The following is a 22412-nucleotide window of genomic DNA, read 5'->3' on the forward strand; positions in this document are numbered from 1 at the left end:
TATTTATAGCGGCCTGTTTTTTTCCCTGATGGGAATCGATATGCCCCGCATGCGTCGGGTTGCAGGCAAAGGCTTTCGCAATCTGAAACAGAACGGGTAGTGCGTGTTATCCAGGAGAAACAACATGCAAGAAGGGCAAAACCGTAAAACATCGTCCCTGAGTATCCTCGCCATCGCTGGGGTGGAGCCGTATCAGGAGAAACCGGGCGAAGAGTATATGAATGACGCCCAGCTGAGCCATTTCCGCAAGATTCTGGAAGCCTGGCGCAACCAACTCAGGGATGAAGTAGACCGTACTGTGTCGCATATGCAGGACGAAGCTGCCAACTTCCCGGATCCGGTTGACCGTGCCGCCCAGGAAGAGGAGTTCAGCCTGGAGCTGCGTAACCGCGATCGTGAGCGCAAACTCATTAAAAAGATTGAGAAAACGCTCAAGAAAGTGGAAGACGACGACTTTGGCTACTGCGAATCCTGTGGAGTCGAAATTGGTATCCGCCGTCTCGAAGCGCGTCCGACCGCCGATCTCTGCATTGACTGCAAAACGCTGGCAGAAATCCGCGAGAAGCAGATGGCAGGCTAATGGCCGTTAACAGACTGTCGCCGCACAGCCGGGAAAACCACTGTTTTCCCGCCGTGCGGTGTACCACAGCATGATGTCCGCCACGCTTCCCTGCATCGGGCGTTTCGCCCCCTCTCCTTCCGGTGATCTTCATTTCGGTTCGCTGATAGCCGCATTAGGCAGCTACCTGAGCGCGCGCGCGCAGCAGGGCCGCTGGCTGGTGCGCATTGAAGATATTGATCCGCCGCGTGAAGTCGCCGGTGCCGCAACGCGCATCCTGCATCAGCTGACGCATTATGGGCTGCACTGGGACGGCGACGTGCTGTGGCAGTCGCAGCGCCACGAGGCCTATCGCGCGGCGCTGAGCTGGCTGCGCGAACACCGTCAAAGCTACTTTTGTACCTGCCCGCGCAGCCGCATTCAGCAGCTGGGCGGCTTTTACGACGGTCACTGCCGCGATTTACATCTGCCGCCGGACGGCGCCGCGCTGCGTCTGCGTCAGCATGCGCCGGTGTACGGTTTTGACGATCGCCTGCGTGGCCATCTGCAGGCGGAGCCGCGTCTGGCGCAGGAAGACTTTATTATTCACCGTCGTGATGGACTGTTCGCCTATAACCTTGCGGTGGTGGTCGATGACCATTTTCAGGGCGTGACGGAGATTGTGCGCGGTGCGGATTTGATTGAGCCAACGGTGCGCCAGATTGCGCTGTATCAGCAGTTTGGCTGGCCGGTGCCGGCTTATCTGCATCTGCCGCTGGCAATTAACCCGGACGGTAATAAATTGTCGAAGCAGAACCACGCGCCGGCCTTACCGGACGGCGATCCGCGACCGGTGCTGGTGCAGGCGCTGAGCTTCCTGGGGCAGTCGGTTTTGCCGGGCTGGCAGGACCATGGGCTGGAGGCGCTGCTGGACCATGCCGTTACACACTGGGATAGCGCATCGATTCCGCGGCATGATGCGCAACAACCGGATGAGGCGACAACGCCATTCCTAAATGGTTCGCAACAGGCTATGATTAGCCGCTGATTTTATTCACACCCATTTTCTCACTGTCGAGGTGTCCCATTTTTACCCGAGTCGCTAATTTTTGCCGGAGAGTCCTCAAGCGTGATGAGGAGGCCCCTGAAGAGGTGGAAACCGTAAGTCTGATGACCGTTATCCCCCGGGAAAGCCACAATATCTCACGCAAAGATATCAGCGAAAACGCTCTCAAAGTGCTGTATCGCCTGAATAAAGCCGGATACGAGGCTTATCTGGTTGGCGGCGGCGTGCGCGATTTGCTGCTGGGTAAAAAGCCGAAGGACTTTGACGTGACCACCAACGCCACGCCGGAGCAGATGCGTAAGCTATTCCGCAACTGCCGCCTGGTCGGGCGTCGCTTCCGTCTGGCGCATGTGATGTTCGGTCCGGAAGTGATTGAAGTCGCTACGTTCCGCGGCCACCATCAGGAAGAGAGCGTCGACGATCGCAACGGTTCGCAGCGCGGTCAGAACGGCATGCTGCTGCGCGACAACATTTTTGGCAACATTGAAGATGATGCGCAGCGCCGCGATTTAACCATCAACAGCCTCTATTACAGCGTGGCTGATTTCACCGTACGCGATTACGTCGGTGGCCTGCAGGATCTGCAGGAAGGCATCATCCGCATGATTGGCGATCCGGAAACGCGCTACCGCGAAGATCCGGTGCGTATGCTGCGCGTGGTGCGCTTCGCCGCGAAGCTGGACATGAGCATTGCGGCGGAAACCGCCGAGCCAATTCCCCGCCTGGCCACGCTGCTGAATGACATTCCGCCGGCGCGCCTGTTTGAGGAGTCGCTGAAGCTGCTGCAGGCCGGTTACGGTTATCGCACCTATCTGATGATGCGCGAATACCAGCTGTTCCAGCCGCTGTTCCCGACGCTGGCGCGCAACTTCACCGAACAGGGCGACAGCCCGATGGAGCGCATGCTGGCCCAGGTGCTGAAAAACACCGATACCCGCCTGCACAACGATATGCGCGTGAATCCGGCGTTCCTGTTTGCGGCGATGTTCTGGTATCCGCAGCTGGAGTCAGCGGAGCAGATTGCGCAGGAGAGCGGCCTGACCTATTTCGATGCGTTTGCGCTGTCCATGAACGAAACGCTGGATGAAGCCTGCCGTGCGCTGGCGATTCCGAAACGTATCACCACGCTGATTCGCGATATCTGGCAGTTGCAGCTGCGCATGTCCCGCCGTCACGGTAAGCGCGCATGGAAGCTGATGGAGCATCCTAAATTCCGCGCCGCCTACGACCTGCTGGCGCTGCGTGCGGAAGTCGAGAACAACGCCGAGCTGCTGCGCCTCAGCCAGTGGTGGGGCGAGTTCCAGTCGGCGGTGCCGACACAGCAGAAGACCATGCTCAATACTTTGGGTGACGATCCGGCCCCGCGCCGTAAACCACGCCGTCCACGCCGTCGTCCTGCTGGCCCGCGCCGCGACAGCAACCACAGCGCGTCATGACGCGGGTCTATCTCGCCTTAGGCAGTAATCTCGCCGATCCGCTGCATCAGGTTGATGCAGCGCTGGCCGCGCTGGATGCCATTCCCGATACCCACCGCGTAGCCACCTCCGCGTTTTATCGCACGCCACCGTACGGCCCGCCGGATCAGCCGGATTACCTCAACGCCGTGGTGGCGCTGGAGACCACACTGGCCGCGGAAACGCTGCTCGATCACACCCAGCGCATTGAGCTGGAGCATGGCCGGGTGCGCAAAGCCGAACGCTGGGGACCGCGCACGCTGGACCTCGATATCATGCTGTTCGGCAATGCAGTGATCCACACGCCGCGCCTGACGGTGCCGCACTACGATATGCACAACCGCGCCTTCATGCTGGTGCCGCTGCTGGAAATCGCGCCAGCGCTGCGCCTGCCGAACGGCCAGCCGCTGGCCGGCATTCTGGCGACGCTGGACCGCAGCAGCATTCGCTTGTGGTCCGCCTGACGCGGCAGAATCGCACGCCCGTCGTATCGCCTTTGCAATCAATCCAGTACACTGCGCGCATCAGAAAATGCTGGAGATTGCGATGAAACCCACCACCCTCTCTCACTTACGCCAGCTGAAAGCCAGCGGCCGCAAGTTCGCCACGCTGACCGCCTACGATTTCAGCTTCGCGCGCCTGTTTGCCGACCAGGGCATTCCGCTGCTGCTGATTGGCGATTCGCTCGGCATGACCGTGCAGGGCCATGATTCCACGCTGCCGGTGACGGTCGACGATATTGCTTATCACACCGCCGCTGTGCGGCGCGGTGCGCCTGACGCGCTGGTGATGGCCGACCTGCCGTTTATGAGTTACGCCACGCCGCAGCAAACCTTTGACAGTGCCGCGCAGCTGATGCGCGCCGGCGCCAACCTGGTAAAACTGGAAGGCGGCGCCTGGCTGGCAGAGACCGTGCGCATGCTGACCGAGCGCGCCGTGCCGGTGTGTGGTCATCTGGGATTGACGCCGCAGTCAGTTAATATCTTCGGTGGCTACAAGGTGCAGGGGCGCGATGAAGCGGCAGCCGAGCGCCTGCTGGCGGATGCGCTGGCGCTGGAAGCGGCCGGTATGCAGCTGCTGGTGCTGGAGTGCGTGCCGGTCGCGCTGGCTGAGCGCGTCACAAAAGCGTTGTCGGTACCGGTGATCGGCATTGGTGCCGGTAACGTCACCGACGGCCAGATTCTGGTGATGCACGACGCGTTTGGTATTACCGGCGGCCACATTCCAAAATTTGCTAAAAATTTCCTTGCGGAAACCGGCGACATTCGTGCGGCAATTCGCCAGTATATGGCCGACGTTGAGGCAGGCACCTACCCTGCTGCCGAACACAGTTTCCAGTAAATCAGGAGATTTGCAGTGCTGATCATTGAAACGCTGCCGCTGCTGCGCCGTGAGATTCGACGCTGGCGCCAGGCAGGTAAACGCATCGCGCTGGTGCCCACTATGGGCAACCTGCATGAGGGGCATCTGACGCTGGTGGATGAAGCACGCCAGCGCGCAGATATCGTGGTGGTATCGATCTTCGTTAACCCGATGCAGTTTGATCGCGCCGACGACCTGGCGCGCTATCCGCGCACGCTGCAGGACGATTGTGAAAAACTCAATCGCCACAGCGTCGACCTGGTCTTTGCCCCGGCGCCGGCCGATGTCTATCCGCAGGGTCTCGACAGCCAGACGTTCGTTGAAGTCCCGGGCCTCTCCTCGCTGCTGGAGGGCGCCAGCCGTCCCGGTCATTTCCGCGGCGTGGCCACCATCGTCAGCAAGCTGTTTAATCTGGTGCAGCCGGATATCGCCTGTTTTGGCGAGAAGGATTTTCAGCAGTTGGCGATCATCCGCAAGATGGTGGCGGACATGGGCTTTGACATTGACATCGTTGGCGTGCCGACGGTGCGCGCCAAAGACGGTCTCGCGCTCAGCTCACGTAACGGCTATCTTACTGCCGATGAACGCAAGCTGGCGCCGGTGCTCAGCCAGGTGATGAACAGCATGGCGCAGCGCCTCAGCAACGGCGAGCGGCACGTGGATGAGATTATTGAGCACGCCGAACAGACGCTGCGCGATCAGGGCCTGCGCCCCGACGGCCTGGCCATCTGCGATGCCGATACGCTGCAGCCGCTGACGGTCGACAGCCAGCGCGCAGTGATTCTGATGGCCGCCTGGCTCGGTAATGCGCGTTTGATTGATAATCAGCAAGTGGATCTGACGGTTTAACGCCGTCGTTTATGGGCAGCATGTACCCGCTACACACTGCGCGGTAGAAACCGGCCGCGCACGGGTATAACAAAGGTATCACGCTATGATTCGTACCGTATTACAAGGCAAACTGCACCGCGTAAAAGTGACGCAGGCGGATTTGCATTATGAAGGCTCCTGCGCCATCGATCAGGATTTTCTTGATGCCTCCGGCATTCTGCAATACGAAGCCATCGACATCTATAACGTCACCAACGGCCAGCGCTTCTCTACCTATGCCATTGCCGCCGAGCGTGGCTCGAAAATCATTTCGGTCAACGGTGCGGCCGCGCGCTGCGCCTGTCAGGGCGATCTGCTGATCATCTGTTCTTATGTGCAGGTGGAAGATGAAGTGGCGCGCAGCTGGCAGCCCAAAGTGGCCTACTTCGACGGCGATAACGAGATGAAACGTATCGCTAAAGCGCTGCCGGTACAGGTCGCCTGATCATCCCGCGCGCTGTACTGACAGCGCGCCTTTCCCTTATACGCCCGCCAGCTGCGGCTGCCCTTTGCGCTTCAGCGTAAACAACCAGTCAAACCATCCTTTTGCCCGCAGTACGCACAGCGCCGTTGGCAACGCCAGCGCGACGCTGAACGCCAGCACAAAATGCAGGTCAGCCAGCCACGCAGAGTGGCCGTCGTGGCGCAGCAATTTACTGCACACCTGAATCGCCAGATAGTGCGACAGATAAAACACAATCGAATGGCGGCCAACGTAGTTAATCGCCCGCAGATTGATACGGCAGGCCAGCGCAACGAACAGCGGGATTGAGGGCAGCGCCAGCGGCAGCAGCCACGGCGAATGCTGACGCAGCCCGCCCCACAGGCTGAACGCCGCGAGCAGCATAAAGGCGATCAGCGACAGCAGCAGCGGCGTACGACGCTGTGCGAACGCGGCAATATCAACATCCTTTCGCACCAGCCAGTCGGCGCTGTAGAAGAAGGCAAACAGCACCAGCGACTTGTTCAGATGCAGGTTATCGAAACTGGCAAACAGCGAGTGAGGCGGCACCGGCGGCAGCAGCACCGCACCGGCAATGCACAGTGTCAGCACCAGCGCCGCAGGCAGGCGGCGCGCCGGGATAATCAGCACAAAGAACAGAAACAGCGAGTGCAGAAACCAGGTGATATCGCCGCCGCTCAGATGGCCGAGCGCGATGGCCAGCGGCGACTGTGGGTGATTGGCCATCGCGCTGAAGGTCCACTTCAGCCCGCCGTAGATCAGCGCCCAGACGGCAAACGGATAGAGAATGCTGCTGACTTTGTTTCGCAGATAGCGCGCCTGCCCGTGGCGTAAACCGCTGGCGACGAACAGACCGGAGACGAAGCACATCAGCCCCATACGCACCGGCGCCAGCAGCTGATTCACCAGCTCGTTAAAGGCAGTGAAGTGCCCGGCCTGCTGGTTCACTGCAATCATGCAGTGCAAAAAAATCACCGCCAGAATGCTCATGCCGCGTAAATTATCAATCCATGATACCCGATTCACTCTTCGCTTCCCCGCTGCTTTTTTGGTCAGCGGCCACTATGGGGAAAGCCACAGACTGAAAGCACAAGACGCGTCTGGAATTGCGAAGAGTGGGTAAAAAAAAGCCGCCGCCGGACGACGCCGGCAGCGGCTTCTTATTCGGAGCTGCGCCTCAGGTGCGCAAGCCGCGTCCGCGCTGAATCAGCGCATACACCAGCACGTAAAACACCACGATAAACGCCACCAGCACTGACAGCGTCAACACCAGCGGAACATCGTTGATGCCAAGGAAGCCATAGCGGAACCCGCTGATCATGTACACCACCGGATTGAGCTTCGACACCGCCTGCCAGAACGGCGGCAGCAGCGCCAGCGAGTAGAATACGCCGCCGAGGTAAGTTAACGGCGTCAGCACGAAGGTCGGGATCAGGCTGATATCGTCAAAGGTGCGCGCAAACACCGCATTCAGCAGGCCCGCCAGCGAGAACAGAATCGCTGTCAGCAGCAGCGTGATCGCCACCATCGGCCACGAGAATACGTGGAACGGCACGAAAAACAGCGACACCGCCGTCACCAGCACGCCCACGCACACGCCGCGCGCTACGCCGCCGCCGACATAACCGGCGATAATGATGTGCGTCGGCACCGGCGCCACCAGCAGCTCTTCAATGTTGCGCTGGAACTTGGCGCTGAAGAATGACGAGGCGACGTTGGCGTAAGCGTTGGTGATCACCGCCATCATAATCAGGCCCGGCACGATAAACTGCATATAGCTGAAGCCGTGCATATCGCCGATGCGTGAGCCGATCAGATTGCCAAAGATAATGAAGTACAGCGTCATGGTGATCACCGGCGGCACCAGCGTCTGAATCCAGATGCGGGCAAAACGGTTGATCTCTTTGCTCCAGATACTCTTGAGCGCCACCCAGTACAGATGCGTCATGCGGTTACTCCTGTTTTTCCCTGCGTCAGGCTGACGAACAGCTCTTCCAGACGATTCGCTTTATTGCGCATGCTGAGCACCTGCACGCCCTGCGCGCTCAGCTGGCTGAATACGCTATTCAGCCCCTGTTCACGCATCACTTCCACTTCCAGCGTTGAGGTATCAACCAGACGATACTGGAAGCCCTCCAGTTGCGGCAGCGGGCTGCGCGGCGCCAGGTCGAGGATAAAGGTTTCCGACTGCAGCTTGGACAGCAGCCCTTTCATTGAGGTGTTCTCCACCAGCTCGCCGCTCTGGATGATGCCGATGTTACGGCACAGCATTTCCGCCTCTTCCAGATAGTGGGTGGTCAGGATGATGGTGGTGCCTTTGGCGTTCAGCTCTTTCAGGAACACCCACATTGAGCGGCGCAGTTCGATATCTACACCAGCCGTCGGCTCATCAAGAATCAGCAGTTTCGGTTCATGCATCAGCGCCCGGGCAATCATCAGCCGGCGCTTCATCCCGCCGGACAACATGCGCGCCCGTTCGTTACGCTTGCCCCACAGGTCGAGCTGATTAAGGTATTTTTCCGCGCGCTTGTTCGCTTCGGCACGTTCCACGCCGTAATAACCGGCCTGATTAACCACAATCTGCATCACGGTTTCAAACGGGTTAAAGTTGAATTCCTGTGGCACCAGCCCAAGCTGCCGCTTGGCGTTGACCACATCTTTCTGCAGGTCGTAGCCAAACACGCGCACGCTGCCGCTGGATTTGTTCACCAGCGAGCTGATAATGCCAATGGTGGTGGACTTACCGGCACCGTTAGGGCCCAGTAAGGCATAAAAATCGCCTGCTTCCACGTTGAGATCGAGGCCTTTCAGCGCCTGTACGCCGCCGGGATAGGTCTTGGTCAGCCCGGAAAGTTCCAGTGCATAAGTCATTGCGAGTCCGTACCCTGTTGTAGTGACATCATAGCCATATGAAATGATAGTGCGCTCGCGTCGAGCGTGCGGGGTTATTCAGCGATAACGGTTGTGAAATCAAAGGAATTGCGCAGAGTGATAACCCACCACACTCTACCACTCTGCGTGCCGCAGGAAAACGCGTGCCGAGCCCGTAAGTCATTGAGTTACGGGCTGCGCATCTTATCGCAGGCGGAGGGAATCAGCCTTGGAAGATTGTGCGGTTATTCGTCCAGCAGCGTAACTTTGCCAATATACGGCAAATGGCGGTAGCGCTGTGCGTAATCAATACCGAAGCCGACCACGAACTCATCCGGAATGGTAAAGCCGACAAACTCGACCGGCACCTCAACTTCACGACGCTCCGGCTTATCCAGCAGCGTGCAGATCGCCAGCGATTTTGGCTCACGCAGCTGCAGAATTTCACGCACTTTGCTCAGGGTGTTACCGGAGTCGATGATGTCCTCGACGATTAACACATCTTTGCCGCGAATGTCTTCATCGAGATCTTTGAGGATTTTCACGTCGCGCGTAGAGGACATGCCGCTGCCGTAGCTGGAGGCGGTCATGAAGTCGACTTCGTGCGCGACATCAATGGCGCGGCACAGGTCAGCCATAAACATGAAGGAGCCGCGCAGCAGGCCGACCAGCACCATTTCGCTGCCGCTGTTGCGGTAGTGCTCGCTGATCTGCTTGCCCAGTTCGGCAATACGGGTTGCGATCTCCTGCTCAGAGATCATCACGTCGACGGTGTGTTTCATTGCATTCGCCTAAGAAGGTTTTCAGAAAGCCGCGCATTCTATCATAGTCGACGCACAGGCTAACGCCGCGCACAGAACGCAAACGTTATCGTGGCGAAATTTATTGCGCTGGCGTTAACTGTAAGCATCCTGCCCGCTCTCTCTGGAGATCCCTATGGCCGCTTCATCAGGTAAAAAAACGCAGATCGGCACGCGTGAACTGCATCCGGAAACGCAGATGCTCAACTACGGTTACGATCCGCGCCTGTCAGAAGGTGCGGTGAAGCCGCCGGTGTTTCTGACGTCAACCTTTGTGTTTAACAGCGCCGAAGAGGGCAAAGAATTTTTCGATTTCGTTGCCGGCCGCCAGCAACCGCCGGCGGGCAAAAGCGGCGGGCTGGTCTATTCCCGCTTCAACCATCCTAACAGCGAGATCGTCGAAGATCGGCTGGCCATTTATGAAGGTGCCGAAAGCGCCGCGCTGTTCTCTTCCGGCATGTCGGCGATTGCCACCACGCTGCTGACCTTTGCCCGTCCCGGCGAAGTGATCCTGCACTCGCAGCCGCTGTACGGCGGCACCGAAACGCTGCTGAGCAAAACGCTGCACGATCTGGAGATCAAAGCGGTGGGGTTCAGCGACGGCAACGACGAAGATAAAGTGTATGAGGCCGCGAAGCTGGCGTGGCAGCGCGGGCGCGTCGCGATGATTCTGATTGAAACGCCGGCCAACCCCACCAACAGTCTGGTAGATATCCAACTGATGCGTCAGGTGGCAGAGGTGATCACCCAGCAGCAGGGCTCCCGGCCGATTCTCGCCTGCGACAACACCCTACTCGGCCCGCTGTTTCAGCGTCCGCTGCAGCACGGCGCGGATATCTCGCTCTATTCGCTGACCAAATATGTCGGCGGTCATTCCGATTTGATTGCCGGCGCCGCGCTGGGCAGCCGGGCGTTAATAAACAAAGTGCGTTCGCTGCGCAGCGCGATTGGCACCCAGCTCGATCCGCACTCCAGCTGGATGATTGGCCGCTCACTGGAAACGCTATCGCTGCGCATGGAGAAAGCCGCCAGCAATGCGGAACAGGTCGCGGCATTTTTACGCGATCACGCGCAGGTGGCGAAACTGCACTGGTTGCCCTATCTCGACGCCAGCAGTCCGGCAGGAGAAACCTGGCAGCGCCAGTGCAGTGGCGCCGGTTCCACCTTCTCCTTTGATATCGAGGGCGGCCAGGCTGCGGCATTCCGCTTTCTCAACGCGCTGGCGCTGTTCAAACTGGCGGTGAGCCTCGGCGGCACCGAGTCGCTCGCCAGCCATCCCGCCAGCACCACCCATTCCGGCGTACCGCAGGAGGTGCGGGAGCGCATTGGCATCACCGACGCGACGGTGCGCCTGTCGATCGGCATCGAACATGCCGATGATTTGATTGAGGATATCCGCCTGGCGCTGGAAGCAGCCGTCAGCTCACCGTAAAGCCCAGCATCATGCCGGTATCCTCATGCTCCAGCAGATGGCAGTGCGCCATATAGGCATTTTCGCTATCGGCGACGTAGTTGAAGCGCACCAGCACTTCACTGCGCCAGCCGTTGACGCTGACCATGTCTTTCCAGCCGGCACGATGCGCCGCAGGCGGCTTGCCGTTCTCGGTCAGAATGCGGAACTGCGTGCCGTGAATGTGGAACGGATGCAGCATGGCGTCGCCTTCGCCGGAGATGGTCCATTTTTCATATTTGCCCAGCGGCACGGCAAACATGGGCTTTTCCATGTTAAAGGCCTGGCCGTTGATTTTGTTGCCGTTGTGGAAATCATATGCGGCGCTGCTGGCAGGGTTGCCCTGATCCATCGCCATATCGCCGTGATCCATGTTGCCATGATCCATCGCGCCATGGTCCATGTTCATGCTGCCATGATCCATCGCTTTGCCCGCGCCGTGCTGGCTGCCCATCGCTTTGGCACCGTAGCGCTGCTGCAGCGCCTGCATGCCCTGCTGATCCAGCTGCGGATCCATCATCAGCTGTAGCCAGCGGCTCTGCAGCCCTTCCGTTGCCGGCAGCGGCGGCACATCCACCAGCTGGTCCGGCAGCGTACCGCTGGCCATCACGCGCAGCGGCAGAATCTGCACCAGCGGCAGCGGCTGATCGAACGGCGCCAGCGTCATGCCCATCTGCGTGACCGGCAGCGTTACGATATCGAAGGTTTTGCCGTCTGAAGTATCCACCAGCACTTCAAAGCGCTCGCCCGGCAGCAGCGGCAGGCTCTCCACCTTCACCGGTTCAGCCAGCAGGCCACCGTCGCTCGCCACCACGTACAGCGGACGTTTATCGCTGGCGGCGATGTGCAGCGAGCGCGCGTTGCAGCCGTTGAGCAGGCGCAGCCGCAGCCAGCCGCGCGGCACCGCGTGCTGCGGATACGGCACGCCGTTGGTCAGCATCAAATCGCCAAACCAGCCCACGGCGGCGCGCATGATATCCAGCTGATAATCGATACGCGTACCGTCCTGAGTGAGCTGCTTATCCTGGAAAATCAGCGGCACATCATCTTCGCCCCACTGCATCGGCAGCCGCAGCTTGCCGGACGCCTCATCTTCCAGCAGTACCAGCCCCGCCAGCCCCTGCGCCACCTGATAGCCGGTTTTGCCGTGCTGATGCGGATGGAACCAGCAGGTCGCCGCCGGTTGATCGGGGGTAAAACTCACCTGACGCGTGGCGCCGGGCGCAATCAGCGCCTGCGGACCGCCATCCACCACGCCGGGAATTTCCAGCCCGTGCCAGTGCAGCGTGGTGGCTTCCGGCAGGCGATTATGAATATTGACGGTGACGCTTTTCTCACGCTGCAGCCGCAGCGCCGGGCCGAGCAGGCTACCGTTGTAACCCCAGGTTGGGACGGATTTGCCGTTCCACTGGCTGCTGCCGGTCATGGCGGTCAGCGTGTACTGGCCGTGTGCATCGGGCTCCAGCAGCGACGGGATGTGCAACAGCGGGCGCGTAGCGGCCATCAGCGAGCGGCTCCAGAAGGGCAGCGCGCCGGCTGCACTGAGGGCGGCAGTCAGCTTGAGAAAATGACGACGTTGCATATTCATATCCTTATCGTGAATAGGGGCACAGCGTAAACCTTTCCCCTGCGGGAGGGTCAAGCGATGAAAGCGCCCGCCGGGATAAAAAACGCGCCAGTGGCCCATTTAGCCAAATTTAGCGGAATCCCGGCAATAACTGTGCTAACGTCATTAAATTGTCCCTTGTTGAGAACGATTATGACGAAAAGCATCAAGATCCTGCTGCTGGCGGGACTCCTTGGCTTCTCCTCCACCAGTTTTGCCCTGAGCGAATCCGAAGCAGAAGATCTGGCTGACCTCACCGCCGTGTTTGTCTATCTGAAAAATGATTGCGGCTATCAGGATCTGCCCGACGCGCAGATTCGTAAAGCACTGGTGTTTTTTGCCCAGCAAAACCGCTGGGATCTGAGCAATTACAGCGCTTACAACATGAAATCCCTCGGTGAAGAGAGCTACAAAGATTTGAGCGGTATCGCCATCACCAACGACAAAAAGTGTAAGTCGCTGGCGCGCGATTCCCTCAGCCTGCTTGCCTACGTGAAATAATCCTCCGCCCTGCGCTGCTGTTAACGCCCTGACCGTGCAAGCACGGTCATAATTCGTTATGCTTTTTTCTGGCATTATTGCGCGTTAACAGCATAAGGAGCGCTCCGGCATGGCCGACAAAGAGACCTGGCATGAGACGCTGCATAGCGGCTTTGGCCAATATTTCAGCGTAGACAATCTGCTATACCGCGATAAAACCGCGCATCAGGATCTGGTGATCTTTGAGAACGCCGCGTTTGGCCGCGTGATGGCGCTGGACGGCGTGGTGCAAACCACCGAGCGCGATGAGTTTATTTATCACGAAATGATGACGCACGTGCCGATTCTGGCGCACGGCAATGCCCGGCGCGTATTGATTATCGGCGGCGGTGACGGCGCGATGCTGCGCGAGGTCGCCCGGCATCAGCGCGTTGAGCACATCACCATGGTGGAAATTGATGCCGGCGTGGTGAATTTCTGTCAAACCTATCTGCCTAACCACAGCGCCGGCGCTTACGACGATCCGCGTCTGCATCTGGTGATCGACAATGGCGTTAACTTCGTCAGCCAGACGCAGGAACGGTTTGATGTGATCATCTCCGACTGTACCGATCCAATCGGTCCCGGCGAGAGTCTGTTCACCTCGGCGTTTTATGCCGGCTGCAAACAGGCGCTCAATCCCGGTGGCGTGTTTGTCGCGCAGAACGGCGTCTGCTTCCTGCAGCAGGATGAAGCGGTCAACAGCCACCGCAAACTCAGCCACTATTTCGCTGACGTCAGCTTTTATCAGGCGGCGATTCCGACCTACTACGGCGGCATCATGACCTTCGCCTGGGCGAGCGACAATCCGGCGCTGCGCCAGCCGGACCTTGCGACGCTGCAGTCACGTTTTGCCGCGGCCGGACTGCCCTGCCGTTACTACACGCCACAGCTGCACATCGGCAGCTTTGCCCTGCCGCAATATCTTTTAAACGCGCTCAGCTGACCTCAGGAGGTGAACCCAATTGCAAAAGCTAAAACTACATGGCTTCAATAATCTGACCAAAAGCCTGAGTTTTTGTATCTACGACATTTGCTATGCCAATAGCGAAGCCGAACGTGATGGCTATATCGCCTATATTGATGAGCAATATAACGCCAACCGCCTGACGGAAATCCTCACCGAGACCTGCTCGATTATCGGTGCTAACGTGCTGAATATCGCGCGCCAGGATTATGAGCCGCAGGGTGCCAGCGTGACGATTCTGGTCAGCGAAGAGCCGATCAATCCGCAGGATATCGATAACTCCGAGCATCCCGGTCCGCTGCCCAATTCGGTGGTGGCGCACCTCGACAAAAGTCACATCTGCGTGCACACCTATCCGGAGAGTCACCCGGAAGGCGGTTTATGTACCTTCCGCGCCGACATTGAAGTCTCGACCTGCGGCGTGATTTCGCCCCTGAAGGCGCTGAATTATCTCATCCACCAGCTGGAGTCGGATATCGTGACCGTGGATTACCGCGTGCGCGGCTTCACCCGCGACGTCAATGGCGTGAAGCATTTCATCGACCATGAGATCAATTCCATTCAGAACTTCATGTCCGAGGATATGAAAGCGATGTACGACATGGTGGACGTCAACGTTTATCAGGAAAACATCTTTCATACCAAGATGTTGCTGAAAGAATTTGATCTGAAGTATTACCTGTTCAACACCAAACCTGAAGAGCTGAGCCCGCAGGAACACAAGCGCATTACCAATCTGCTGTGGAAGGAGATGCGTGAGATTTACTACGGACGCAATATCCCGGCGACGGGATTGAAGTTGTTATAACTCAGCGCCAGCAGTGGGTGAAGGCTGCGCCGCGGTAGCGCAGCGCACGTCATTCACCCGCTGATGCGGGCGGCACATTTACGTGGTCAGCTGCAGGCCAATGCCGCGCTCGCGCAAATCACGGCATACCGCTTCATCAAGGCGGGAATCGGTCACCACATCGGTCAGGCTATCAATCGGTGCCGCGCAGTACAGCGACCATGAGCCATATTTACTGCTGTCGGCCAGCAGAATGCGCCGGCGCGCGTTGGCCAGCAGATCCATCTTCAGCCCGGCTTTGTCTTCCGTCGGCGTGGTAATACCGCGCTCAATACTCCATGAGTTACAGCTGACAAACGCGATGTCCGGATTGATACTGCGCAGCAGGCGCCGGCCGTGCTCACCAATGCATGACTGGCTGGAGTCGTCGATGCGGCCGCCGATGATGGTGGTCTCAATCTGTTTAAACTCCGACAAAAACAGCGCAATGTGCAGATCGGCGGTGATCACCCGCAGCTGCAAATGAGTCAGCTGTCGTGCCAGTTCCAGCATGGTGGTGCCGGCATCCAGCACCACCGCATCGCCGGACTGCACATAGCTGGCGGCGAACTGCGCGATGGCCTGCTTCTCCGCCAGGTTACGCTGCATCTTCTCCAGCGTGGTCGGCTGCGTCGGGATAAAGCGGTTCAGCGTGACGCCGCCGTGGCTGCGGCTAATCACCCCTTCCTTGTCCAGCTTAATCAGATCGCGGCGAATGGTGGCTGGCGAAGCAGAAATGGCGCTCACCAGCTGTTCAACAGTGACCAGATTATGACTTTTGAGATAGTCCATAATCTGGTCGAGACGGCTTTGTCCCTTCATATTTCCCTATGCAAGCTGCATCGCGAGTTTTATCGAGATCGCCATGCTCGCAGAGTTCGCTTTACCTGTCCAGGCGATATCAAATGCCGTGCCGTGGTCGGCGGAAGTGCGGATAAACGGCAGTCCCGCCGTAATGTTGACGCCATCGTAAAAGCCAAGAAGTTTCAACGGGATATGTCCCTGATCGTGGTACATCGCCACTACCATATCGTACTGCCCCTGCTGGCACTGTAAAAACACCGTATCCGGCGGGCACGGGCCATGGACATCAATGCCCTGCTGCTTCATTGCCTGGATGGCTGGCGTCACCGTGGTGATCTCTTCATCACCAAACAGGCCATTCTCGCCCGCGTGCGGATTGACCCCGGCGACCGCGATGCGCGGTTGGTCATAGCCCACGCGGCGCAGGAAGCTGTCAGCCATGCCGATCACCGTCTGAATACGTGCGCCGTTCAGCGTGTCGAGGAACTTACGCAGCGCGATGTGCGTGGTCACGTGGATCACTTTCAGATGGTCGGTATACAGCACCATGGCGTAATTTTTGGTCTGGGTCAGCTGTGCCAGCAGTTCAGTGTGACCGGGATAAAGGTGGCCCGCCGCGTGCAGCGCCTCTTTGTTCAGCGGGGCGGTAGCAATCGCCTGCACGTCGCCCGCCAGCGCCAGTTCGGTGGCGCGCTTCACGCAGCGCCAGGCCAGATCGCCGGCCTGCTTCTGTACCTTGCCCGGCTGCAGCGCGTCAGGATCGGCCAGCGGCTCATCGATGACGTTAATGATGCCCGGTGCGAAATGCGCATCCTGCACGCTGTCCAGCACGCGCAGCTCGGCGTGCGGCGTAATATTCAATGCCAGCACCCGCCGCAGTGTCGCGGCACAGCCGACCACCACCGCCGGAATGCCCGCCAGCTCCCCTTCAGCCAGCGCTTTAATGATGATTTCCGGGCTGATGCCCGCCGGATCGCCCATGGTCACAGCAATAGTGTTATTCACTCGACTTCTCCTCAATAAAACGAATGGCTTCCGCCAGGGTGTTTTCATCACCAAAGCCACCCGCTTTGGTCATCACCGGCAGGTGTAATTCACTGTTAAGCAGAACCCCGTGCGGCACACAGCCCGCCACCTGGCCCTGAATCTGAAAGCCGCTGGCCCCGAGCGCCTGCGCCACCGCGATGGCCACGTCACCGCCGGAAAGAAACAGGCCGGCAGGCTGAATGTGCGCGCAGACGGCGCGCGTCAGCTGTGCCAGAAACTGGCAGATGCGCTCACCGAGTTGCTGGCGCGTAATCTGCTGCTGCTGACACAGCTGCGCAATCGCGTGGCGCTGGTCAGCCTGTTGCGTAGTGCGCACCACACAGTGCACGCCCTCGCGCAGCGCCTGGACCATCGCCTGCTGCCAGGCCGCCGCCTGCGGCCATGCCGGTGTGGCAAACAGCTGGCAAATATCAATATCAATCAAGCGAATGTCACGCTGGCTGGCGAGCCGGGCGATTTGCTGCTGCGCCATGGCGCTCATCGAACCGACTATCGCCAGCACCGGGCGAGAGGGCCGCGCAGCAAGATGCGCACCCAGCGCATCGCTTAACCCGGACGCGCCGACCAGCAGCGGACGTTCCGGCAGCGTCGCGGCCGCCGCGATAATAGTGTCGATATCCGCCTGCAGTTCCGCGTCCAGTACCAGCAGGCCCTGACTGGTCGCCAGCCGTGCGGCCAGCATGCCGCTGCGTACCGTGGCAAGATCGATCTGCTCGCCCGGCAGATCGCATTGCATCTGCAGGCGCGTCAGCACGTTACTGCTGGTCACCGGGGTTTTAGGATCGCTGGCAAATTCGGTGTCAGTCAGGCGCTGTTGATGGATCCACACTTCCCCGCCGCGCGTGATGCGGCCCAGCTTAGGCACCGCCGGCACCACCAGCGCCAGCCGTTTCGCGCTAACCTGCAGCGCGGCCGCCACCTCAGCGCCTGGATTGCCGCGCAGCGTTGAGTCAATCTTCTTAAACAGCCAGCCGTGTTGCGCTATCTGCTGATGCGGCTGCATGGCGGCATGCGTGCGGCTGGCGGCTTCCGCTGCGCTGACCGCACGGCTATCGGTGCTGATCACCAGCACATCCGCTGCGCCGGCATCCGGGGGTGTCAGGTTATTGAACAGCACGTGGACGCGCGCGCCAGCCAGCGCGAAGCCGCTGCCTGCGTCATTGGCGCCGGTAAAATCGTCGGCAATCACCAGAACGGGCGTTTTCCATGGCGATGAAGTCATTCTCTCTCCTGTCACGGCCCCTTGCCGTGCTGCATTTGATTATATTCAATCATGATTGATTATATGTGAGCAAGATCAAATTAATTGAAATCGATATCGCCTATAAATTTAGCCTCAGAAAGGGATACACCCCGCACAGCATTGAGCAAACCTAATCATAATGTGCAAAACCGTTATAAGGGCATGACATGAATATCAACAGCACCGTGATCAGTGGCTATCAGGCTCTGAACGATCTCAGCTATTTACTGCAGGATAAGCAGAAGGCGTTGCTGGTCACGGATAAAAACATTCTGGGTATTCCGGCGGTGCAGGCGCTTATCGCCCGGCTGCAGCAGCAGATCGCCAGCCTGAGCCTGGTTGATACGGTGCCGCCCGAGCCGAGCCAGCATGATGTGGCGGCGATTGTTGCGGCGCTGCCGCACGGCGACGTCGATCTGGTGATCGGCATTGGCGGCGGCAGCGTGCTGGATGTGGCGAAGCTGCTTTCAGTGCTGTGCGTGGCCGATGCGCCAACCCTGACGGCGCTGCTGGCCGGTGAGAAGCCGCACACGCGTACTGCTTCTTTACTGATCCCGACCACGGCCGGCACCGGCTCGGAAGCCACGCCCAACGCCATCCTTGCCATTCCGGAGAAAGAGACCAAGGTCGGTATTATTTCGCCGGTGATGCTGCCGGACTACGTGGCGCTGATTCCGGAACTGACCACCAGCATGCCGGCGCACATCGCCTCGTCGACCGGAATTGATGCGCTGTGCCACCTGATTGAGTGCTTCACCGCCACCGTGGCCAATCCGGTGAGTGATAACTATGCGCTGATCGGCATGAAAAAGCTGTTCGCCAGCTTCGAAAAGACCCTTGCCGCACCGGACAACCTGGAAGCACGGCTGAATATGTTGTGGGCGTCCTACTACGGCGGAGCGGCGATCGCCCATGCCGGGACGCACCTGGTGCACGCCATGTCCTATCCGCTGGGCGGCAAGTATCATCTGCCGCACGGCGTGGCCAACGCCATTCTGCTGGCGCCGTGCATGCAGTTTGTGCGTCCGGCGGCGGTGAGCAAGTTCGCGCAGGCCTACGATCTGCTGCCGGATGCCGATAGCGCACTGGATGAAGAGGCCAAATCGCACGCACTGGTGGCCTATTTCGCCGCGCTGGTGCAGCGCCTTAAACTGCCGGCCAGCCTGGAAGCGCTGGGTATCGGGCCGGATCATCTGCCGTATCTGGTCGAAGCCGCGCTGGACGTGCAGCGCCTGATGAAGAATGTACCGATGAAAGTCAGCGCCGACGATGTGCGCAACGTCTACCTGACGCTGTTTCCGGCGTTAAATCACTCAGCATGAGCGGGGAAATCATGAGCAACACCATTCAGGGCGTACTGACCGCCATCGTCACCACTTTTGATCGCGACGGAGCCTACAATCCTGCCGCGCAGCGTGAACAGATTCAGCGTCAGCTGAGCGCTGGCAACGGTATTTTCTGCGGCGGCACCAACGGGGAGTTTTTCGTGCTGAACGAGCAGGAAAAGCTGGCGGTGACCGAGACCTGCGTCGACGAAGTAAACGGCACTGCACCGGTGGTGGCGCACATTGGCGAGATCTCGACGCGTGAGACTATCCGGCTGGGCAGGCAGGTGGCAAAGCTGGGCGTGGATGCCGTCTCGGTGATCACCCCTTACTTTGTCCCGCTTAAACAGGAAGAGCTAATTGATCACTACCGCGCCGTGGCCGACGCCCTCGACGTCCCGCTGTTTCTCTACAACATTCCGGCACGCACCGGTAATACGCTGCTGCCGGAAACCGTGCGCACGCTGGCAGCGCATCCCAACATCATTGGCATCAAAGACAGCGCCGGCAGCTACGAAAGCCTGAGCGGCTTTCTGCAGGCAGCGGCAGGTATTGCGCATTTCAACGTGCTGAACGGGCCGGATTCACTGATTCATCAGGGCTTTGTCGATGGCTGCTCCGCCTGTATTTCCGGGCTGGCTAACGTGGCGCCGAAAGAGATTAACGCCATCTGGGCGCGCTTCCATGCCGGTGACATCGCCGGATCGCGCGCCGCTCAGGAGAACGTCACCGGCCTGCGTACCGATCTCTACAGCATTGGTTTTTCCCCGGCGGCGGTGAAAAAAGCCGTGGCGCTGCTCGGCTATGAGGTCGGCGACAGCCGCTATGCGGTGCGCTTCTCTGCGGAGGAAGAGCAGAAGATCCGCCAGATCGTTAATCAGTATTTGCAGTAAAGCCAGCAAATTCAAAGCACTTACCGCACGCAGCTGTGGTAGCGGCGCGATTCATCGCGCAATACAGGCGCCGCTACCCCGCCTGCCGCCATCAGGCTTAGGGTTAATCTGACGGTGGCGGGGCGGATTCAGGCAGCGATGGCTGCTGTTATTAACACCGGGACGCATTTGCTATGAAAGTCATCTGTACTTCACCTTCGTTCGCCCGCTACGACGCCGCGCCGATCGACACACTGCGCCAGCAGGGCTTTGAGCTGATTACGCTGCCCGCCGACGCGCCGCTCAGCGCGCTGGCGCCGCATCTCGCCGACACCGTCGCCCTGATCGTGGCCTTCACCGAGGTCAACGATGCGCTGCTGTCGCTGGCACCGCAGCTGAAAATTGTCTGCAAGCACGGCGTAGGCGTCGATAACATCGACCTCAACGCGACGCGTGCGCGCGGTATTTACGTGACGAACGTGCCGGACGCGAACAAACACGCGGTTGCCGATTTCGCCTTTGCGCTGATTCTCAATAGCGCGCGCCAGATCACCACCGCCGCAATAGAGACCCGCGCCGGCCACTGGCCACGCATTTTTGCCACCGATGTCTACGGCAAAACGCTCGGCATCATCGGCCTGGGCAATATCGGTAAGCAGGTGGCACTGCGCGCTAAAGGCTTCAATATGCGCATCCTCGCCTTCGATTTTTACCCCGATGACGCCTTCGCCGCCGAACACGGCGTGACGTTTGTCAGCCTCGATCAGCTGACGGAGCACAGCGACTTCATCACCTTACATATGCCGCTCACCGACCAGACGCAAAACCTGTTCGACGCTGCGCGCCTGAAGCGCATGAAAAAGAGCGCGTTTCTCATCAACGCGTCACGCGGTGGCGTGGTGAATGAGCAGGATCTCTACCAGGCATTGCAGGATAACGTGATTGCCGGTGCGGCGGCGGATGTCTTTGTGCAGGAGCCGCTGACGCAGCATCCGCTGTTCACCCTGAGCAACTTTATCCCCACGGCGCACCTTGCCGGTTATACCGACGGTGCCATCAGCGCCATCGGCGAACGCTGCGTGACACAGATTGTGCAGTGTATAAAACAGGGCGAACGCCCGATGAATGTCATGAACGGGCTGGCCTGACGCCGCCCTCCTCTGTCACCCTTTTCGCGTGGATAATGATTATGACCAACACCGCACGCTCAACACGCATCAGATGGTGGATCGCTGGCCTGATGTGGCTGGCCATTGCCATTAACTATAATGATCGTACCGTACTCTCTGCCGCCGCACCGCACCTGATCACCGAGCTCGACATCAATCCGGAGATGATGGGCTTTATCATGGCGGCATTTTTCTGGTCTTATGCGCTGTTGCAGATCCCGGCAGGCTGGTTTGCCGACCGCTTCGGCCAGAAAAAAGGCCTCGGCATCGCTGTCGGCTGGTGGTCGATCGCCACCATGGCGATGGGGCTCGCCACCGGCTTTAAATCGCTGCTGGCGCTGCGTCTGGCGCTCGGCGTGGGTGAAGCAGCGGCTTATCCCAGCAACGCCGGTATTACCGCGCGCTGGTTCCCGGATCGCGAGCGCGCCACCGTCTCCGGCCTGTTCGACAGCGCATCAAAATTTGGCGGGGCCGTCGCCATGCCGCTGATCGTCTTTATGATCGCGCTGTTCGACTGGCGTCTGACCTTTCTGGCGATTGGTGCCGTCGGGCTGATCTGGGTCATCGCCTGGTACTTCATTTATGCCGAGAACCCGGAAGACCACAAAGCGATCAGCGCCGATGAAGTGCGCCTGATCCGCGATGGCCAGGCGCAGAAGCACGGCGATAAGAACGTGCGGCCGATGAAGTGGTACAAGCTGCTGCGCTACCGCAACATCTGGGCGATGTGTATTGGCTTCTTCACCATCAATTACACCTCCTACTTCTTTATCACCTGGCTGCCAACCTACCTGGTGAAAGACAAAGGGATGGATTTCCTGAAAATGGGCATGGTGGCGGCGCTGCCGCTGATCTGCGGTATGGTGATTGAGGTGCTGGCGGGCTGGGCGTCGGACCGTATGGTGCACAAAAAAGTGCTGTCGCTGACCGCCACGCGCAAGCTGTTCCTGACGATTGGCCTGCTGATGGCGCTGTGCATCGGGTTCGCGCCATTCACCGATTCCGTGTTCATGACGGTGCTGCTGCTGTGTATTGCTAAGTCCGGCACCACCGTCGCGGCATCTCAGGTGTGGGCGCTGCCGGGCGATGTTGCGCCCACCAACAGCGTGTCAATTGTTGCCGGGCTGCAGGATACCGTCTCCAATATGGGCGGCGCGGGC

The 22412-nt window shown here is 59.2% G+C and carries 23 protein-coding genes; 15 read left to right on the forward strand and 8 right to left on the reverse strand.

Annotated elements, in window-relative coordinates; genetic code table 11:
* Positions 1-124 precede the first annotated feature (124 nt).
* The 7 genes from dksA (at position 125) to panD (ending at position 5735) form a co-directional block, all read left to right on the forward strand.
* On the forward strand, positions 125-580 hold the full coding sequence (gene dksA, locus FT726_RS11755; protein WP_021507512.1) for an RNA polymerase-binding protein DksA: 456 nt from the start codon (positions 125-127) through the stop codon (positions 578-580).
* Between the two features lie 70 nt (positions 581-650).
* On the forward strand, positions 651-1586 hold the full coding sequence (gene gluQRS, locus FT726_RS11760) for a tRNA glutamyl-Q(34) synthetase GluQRS (RefSeq protein ID WP_407075065.1): 936 nt from the start codon (positions 651-653) through the stop codon (positions 1584-1586).
* Between the two features lie 38 nt (positions 1587-1624).
* Complete coding sequence (gene pcnB / locus FT726_RS11765) at positions 1625-3040, forward strand: polynucleotide adenylyltransferase PcnB (protein WP_206099480.1); 1416 nt, start codon at positions 1625-1627, stop codon at positions 3038-3040.
* Positions 3037-3522 (forward strand): 2-amino-4-hydroxy-6-hydroxymethyldihydropteridine diphosphokinase, encoded by a 486-nt coding sequence (folK, locus tag FT726_RS11770; protein WP_021507515.1) that lies wholly within the window; start codon positions 3037-3039, stop codon positions 3520-3522. Before pcnB ends, folK begins: the two co-directional genes overlap by 4 nt.
* Before the next feature lie 82 nt (positions 3523-3604).
* Positions 3605-4399 carry a 3-methyl-2-oxobutanoate hydroxymethyltransferase gene (gene panB, locus FT726_RS11775; protein ID WP_058780480.1) on the forward strand — a complete coding sequence of 265 codons (795 nt, stop codon included), beginning with the start codon at positions 3605-3607 and terminating at the stop codon, positions 4397-4399.
* A 15-nt stretch (positions 4400-4414) separates the two neighbouring features.
* Positions 4415-5269, forward strand: coding sequence for a pantoate--beta-alanine ligase (gene panC / locus FT726_RS11780; RefSeq protein ID WP_021507517.1), 855 nt, complete (start codon positions 4415-4417; stop codon positions 5267-5269).
* A gap of 85 nt (positions 5270-5354) precedes the next feature.
* Positions 5355-5735 (forward strand): aspartate 1-decarboxylase, encoded by a 381-nt coding sequence (gene panD / locus FT726_RS11785; protein ID WP_021507518.1) that lies wholly within the window; start codon positions 5355-5357, stop codon positions 5733-5735.
* A 36-nt stretch (positions 5736-5771) separates the two neighbouring features.
* Here panD and FT726_RS11790 read toward each other — a convergent pair whose 3' ends face one another.
* From FT726_RS11790 to hpt, 4 genes are all read right to left on the reverse strand, one after another.
* Positions 5772-6779, reverse strand: a complete 1008-nt coding sequence (locus tag FT726_RS11790) for an acyltransferase (RefSeq protein ID WP_346302827.1) — start codon at positions 6777-6779, stop codon at positions 5772-5774.
* Positions 6780-6930: 151 nt separating this feature from the next.
* A complete protein-coding gene (locus tag FT726_RS11795; RefSeq protein ID WP_021507520.1) occupies positions 6931-7701 on the reverse strand; it encodes an ABC transporter permease in 771 nt (256 codons plus the stop codon).
* Complete coding sequence (locus FT726_RS11800) at positions 7698-8624, reverse strand: ABC transporter ATP-binding protein (RefSeq protein ID WP_021507521.1); 927 nt, start codon at positions 8622-8624, stop codon at positions 7698-7700. Before FT726_RS11800 ends, FT726_RS11795 begins: the two co-directional genes overlap by 4 nt.
* Before the next feature lie 245 nt (positions 8625-8869).
* Positions 8870-9406, reverse strand: a complete 537-nt coding sequence (gene hpt, locus FT726_RS11805; protein ID WP_021507522.1) for a hypoxanthine phosphoribosyltransferase — start codon at positions 9404-9406, stop codon at positions 8870-8872.
* A gap of 154 nt (positions 9407-9560) precedes the next feature.
* On the opposite strand from hpt, the gene FT726_RS11810 reads away from it, so the two are divergent.
* Positions 9561-10856, forward strand: a complete 1296-nt coding sequence (locus FT726_RS11810) for a cystathionine gamma-synthase family protein (protein ID WP_282996066.1) — start codon at positions 9561-9563, stop codon at positions 10854-10856.
* Here FT726_RS11810 and cueO read toward each other — a convergent pair.
* Positions 10843-12456 carry a multicopper oxidase CueO gene (gene cueO / locus FT726_RS11815; protein WP_288423364.1) on the reverse strand — a complete coding sequence of 538 codons (1614 nt, stop codon included), beginning with the start codon at positions 12454-12456 and terminating at the stop codon, positions 10843-10845. The genes FT726_RS11810 and cueO overlap by 14 nt on opposite strands.
* Positions 12457-12633: 177 nt before the next feature.
* On the opposite strand from cueO, the gene FT726_RS11820 reads away from it, so the two are divergent.
* The 3 genes from FT726_RS11820 (at position 12634) to speD (ending at position 14774) form a co-directional block, all read left to right on the forward strand.
* On the forward strand, positions 12634-12981 hold the full coding sequence (locus FT726_RS11820; protein ID WP_021507525.1) for a YacC family pilotin-like protein: 348 nt from the start codon (positions 12634-12636) through the stop codon (positions 12979-12981).
* Between the two features lie 109 nt (positions 12982-13090).
* Positions 13091-13945 (forward strand): polyamine aminopropyltransferase, encoded by an 855-nt coding sequence (gene speE, locus FT726_RS11825; protein WP_288423362.1) that lies wholly within the window; start codon positions 13091-13093, stop codon positions 13943-13945.
* Positions 13946-13964: 19 nt separating this feature from the next.
* A complete protein-coding gene (gene speD / locus FT726_RS11830) occupies positions 13965-14774 on the forward strand; it encodes an adenosylmethionine decarboxylase (protein ID WP_058770602.1) in 810 nt (269 codons plus the stop codon).
* A 78-nt stretch (positions 14775-14852) separates the two neighbouring features.
* On the opposite strand, the gene FT726_RS11835 is transcribed toward speD, so the two are convergent.
* The 3 genes from FT726_RS11835 to dtnK are packed head-to-tail and all read right to left on the reverse strand — an operon-like array spanning position 14853 to position 17865.
* Complete coding sequence (locus FT726_RS11835; RefSeq protein ID WP_132466676.1) at positions 14853-15614, reverse strand: DeoR/GlpR family DNA-binding transcription regulator; 762 nt, start codon at positions 15612-15614, stop codon at positions 14853-14855.
* Positions 15615-15620: 6 nt separating this feature from the next.
* Positions 15621-16649, reverse strand: a complete 1029-nt coding sequence (locus FT726_RS11840; protein WP_407075066.1) for a D-threonate 4-phosphate dehydrogenase — start codon at positions 16647-16649, stop codon at positions 15621-15623.
* Positions 16594-17865, reverse strand: coding sequence for a D-threonate kinase (dtnK, locus tag FT726_RS11845; protein WP_346302829.1), 1272 nt, complete (start codon positions 17863-17865; stop codon positions 16594-16596). Before dtnK ends, FT726_RS11840 begins: the two co-directional genes overlap by 56 nt.
* 188 nt (positions 17866-18053) lie before the next feature.
* On the opposite strand from dtnK, the gene FT726_RS11850 reads away from it, so the two are divergent.
* From FT726_RS11850 to FT726_RS11865, 4 genes are all read left to right on the forward strand, one after another.
* A complete protein-coding gene (locus tag FT726_RS11850) occupies positions 18054-19208 on the forward strand; it encodes an iron-containing alcohol dehydrogenase (protein WP_288423354.1) in 1155 nt (384 codons plus the stop codon).
* Positions 19209-19219: 11 nt separating this feature from the next.
* Positions 19220-20104: a dihydrodipicolinate synthase family protein gene (locus tag FT726_RS11855; protein WP_104094014.1), complete on the forward strand. Its 885-nt coding sequence runs from the start codon at positions 19220-19222 to the stop codon at positions 20102-20104.
* Positions 20105-20277: 173 nt separating this feature from the next.
* Positions 20278-21231, forward strand: a complete 954-nt coding sequence (locus FT726_RS11860) for a phosphoglycerate dehydrogenase (protein WP_127833686.1) — start codon at positions 20278-20280, stop codon at positions 21229-21231.
* Between the two features lie 41 nt (positions 21232-21272).
* Positions 21273-22412: MFS transporter (locus FT726_RS11865; protein ID WP_346302830.1), on the forward strand; the 1140-nt coding region annotated here is incomplete at its 3' end.

It is taken from the genome of Pantoea sp. Morm, from assembly GCF_016643525.1.
Lineage (GTDB): Bacteria > Pseudomonadota > Gammaproteobacteria > Enterobacterales > Enterobacteriaceae > Pantoea > Pantoea dispersa.

Coding starts and splice junctions, on each gene's coding strand:
- dksA (WP_021507512.1), top strand. CDS start 125: ATGCAAGAAGGGCAAAACCGTAAAACATCGTCCCTGAGTATCCTCGCC.
- gluQRS (WP_407075065.1), top strand. CDS start 651: ATGATGTCCGCCACGCTTCCCTGCATCGGGCGTTTCGCCCCCTCTCCT.
- folK (WP_021507515.1), top strand. CDS start 3,037: ATGACGCGGGTCTATCTCGCCTTAGGCAGTAATCTCGCCGATCCGCTG.
- panB (WP_058780480.1), top strand. CDS start 3,605: ATGAAACCCACCACCCTCTCTCACTTACGCCAGCTGAAAGCCAGCGGC.
- panD (WP_021507518.1), top strand. CDS start 5,355: ATGATTCGTACCGTATTACAAGGCAAACTGCACCGCGTAAAAGTGACG.
- FT726_RS11795 (WP_021507520.1), bottom strand. CDS start 7,701: ATGACGCATCTGTACTGGGTGGCGCTCAAGAGTATCTGGAGCAAAGAG.
- FT726_RS11800 (WP_021507521.1), bottom strand. CDS start 8,624: ATGACTTATGCACTGGAACTTTCCGGGCTGACCAAGACCTATCCCGGC.
- hpt (WP_021507522.1), bottom strand. CDS start 9,406: ATGAAACACACCGTCGACGTGATGATCTCTGAGCAGGAGATCGCAACC.
- FT726_RS11810 (WP_282996066.1), top strand. CDS start 9,561: ATGGCCGCTTCATCAGGTAAAAAAACGCAGATCGGCACGCGTGAACTG.
- cueO (WP_288423364.1), bottom strand. CDS start 12,456: ATGCAACGTCGTCATTTTCTCAAGCTGACTGCCGCCCTCAGTGCAGCC.
- FT726_RS11820 (WP_021507525.1), top strand. CDS start 12,634: ATGACGAAAAGCATCAAGATCCTGCTGCTGGCGGGACTCCTTGGCTTC.
- speE (WP_288423362.1), top strand. CDS start 13,091: ATGGCCGACAAAGAGACCTGGCATGAGACGCTGCATAGCGGCTTTGGC.
- FT726_RS11835 (WP_132466676.1), bottom strand. CDS start 15,614: ATGAAGGGACAAAGCCGTCTCGACCAGATTATGGACTATCTCAAAAGT.
- FT726_RS11840 (WP_407075066.1), bottom strand. CDS start 16,649: ATGAAAACACCCTGGCGGAAGCCATTCGTTTTATTGAGGAGAAGTCGA.
- dtnK (WP_346302829.1), bottom strand. CDS start 17,865: ATGACTTCATCGCCATGGAAAACGCCCGTTCTGGTGATTGCCGACGAT.
- FT726_RS11850 (WP_288423354.1), top strand. CDS start 18,054: ATGAATATCAACAGCACCGTGATCAGTGGCTATCAGGCTCTGAACGAT.
- FT726_RS11855 (WP_104094014.1), top strand. CDS start 19,220: ATGAGCAACACCATTCAGGGCGTACTGACCGCCATCGTCACCACTTTT.
- FT726_RS11860 (WP_127833686.1), top strand. CDS start 20,278: ATGAAAGTCATCTGTACTTCACCTTCGTTCGCCCGCTACGACGCCGCG.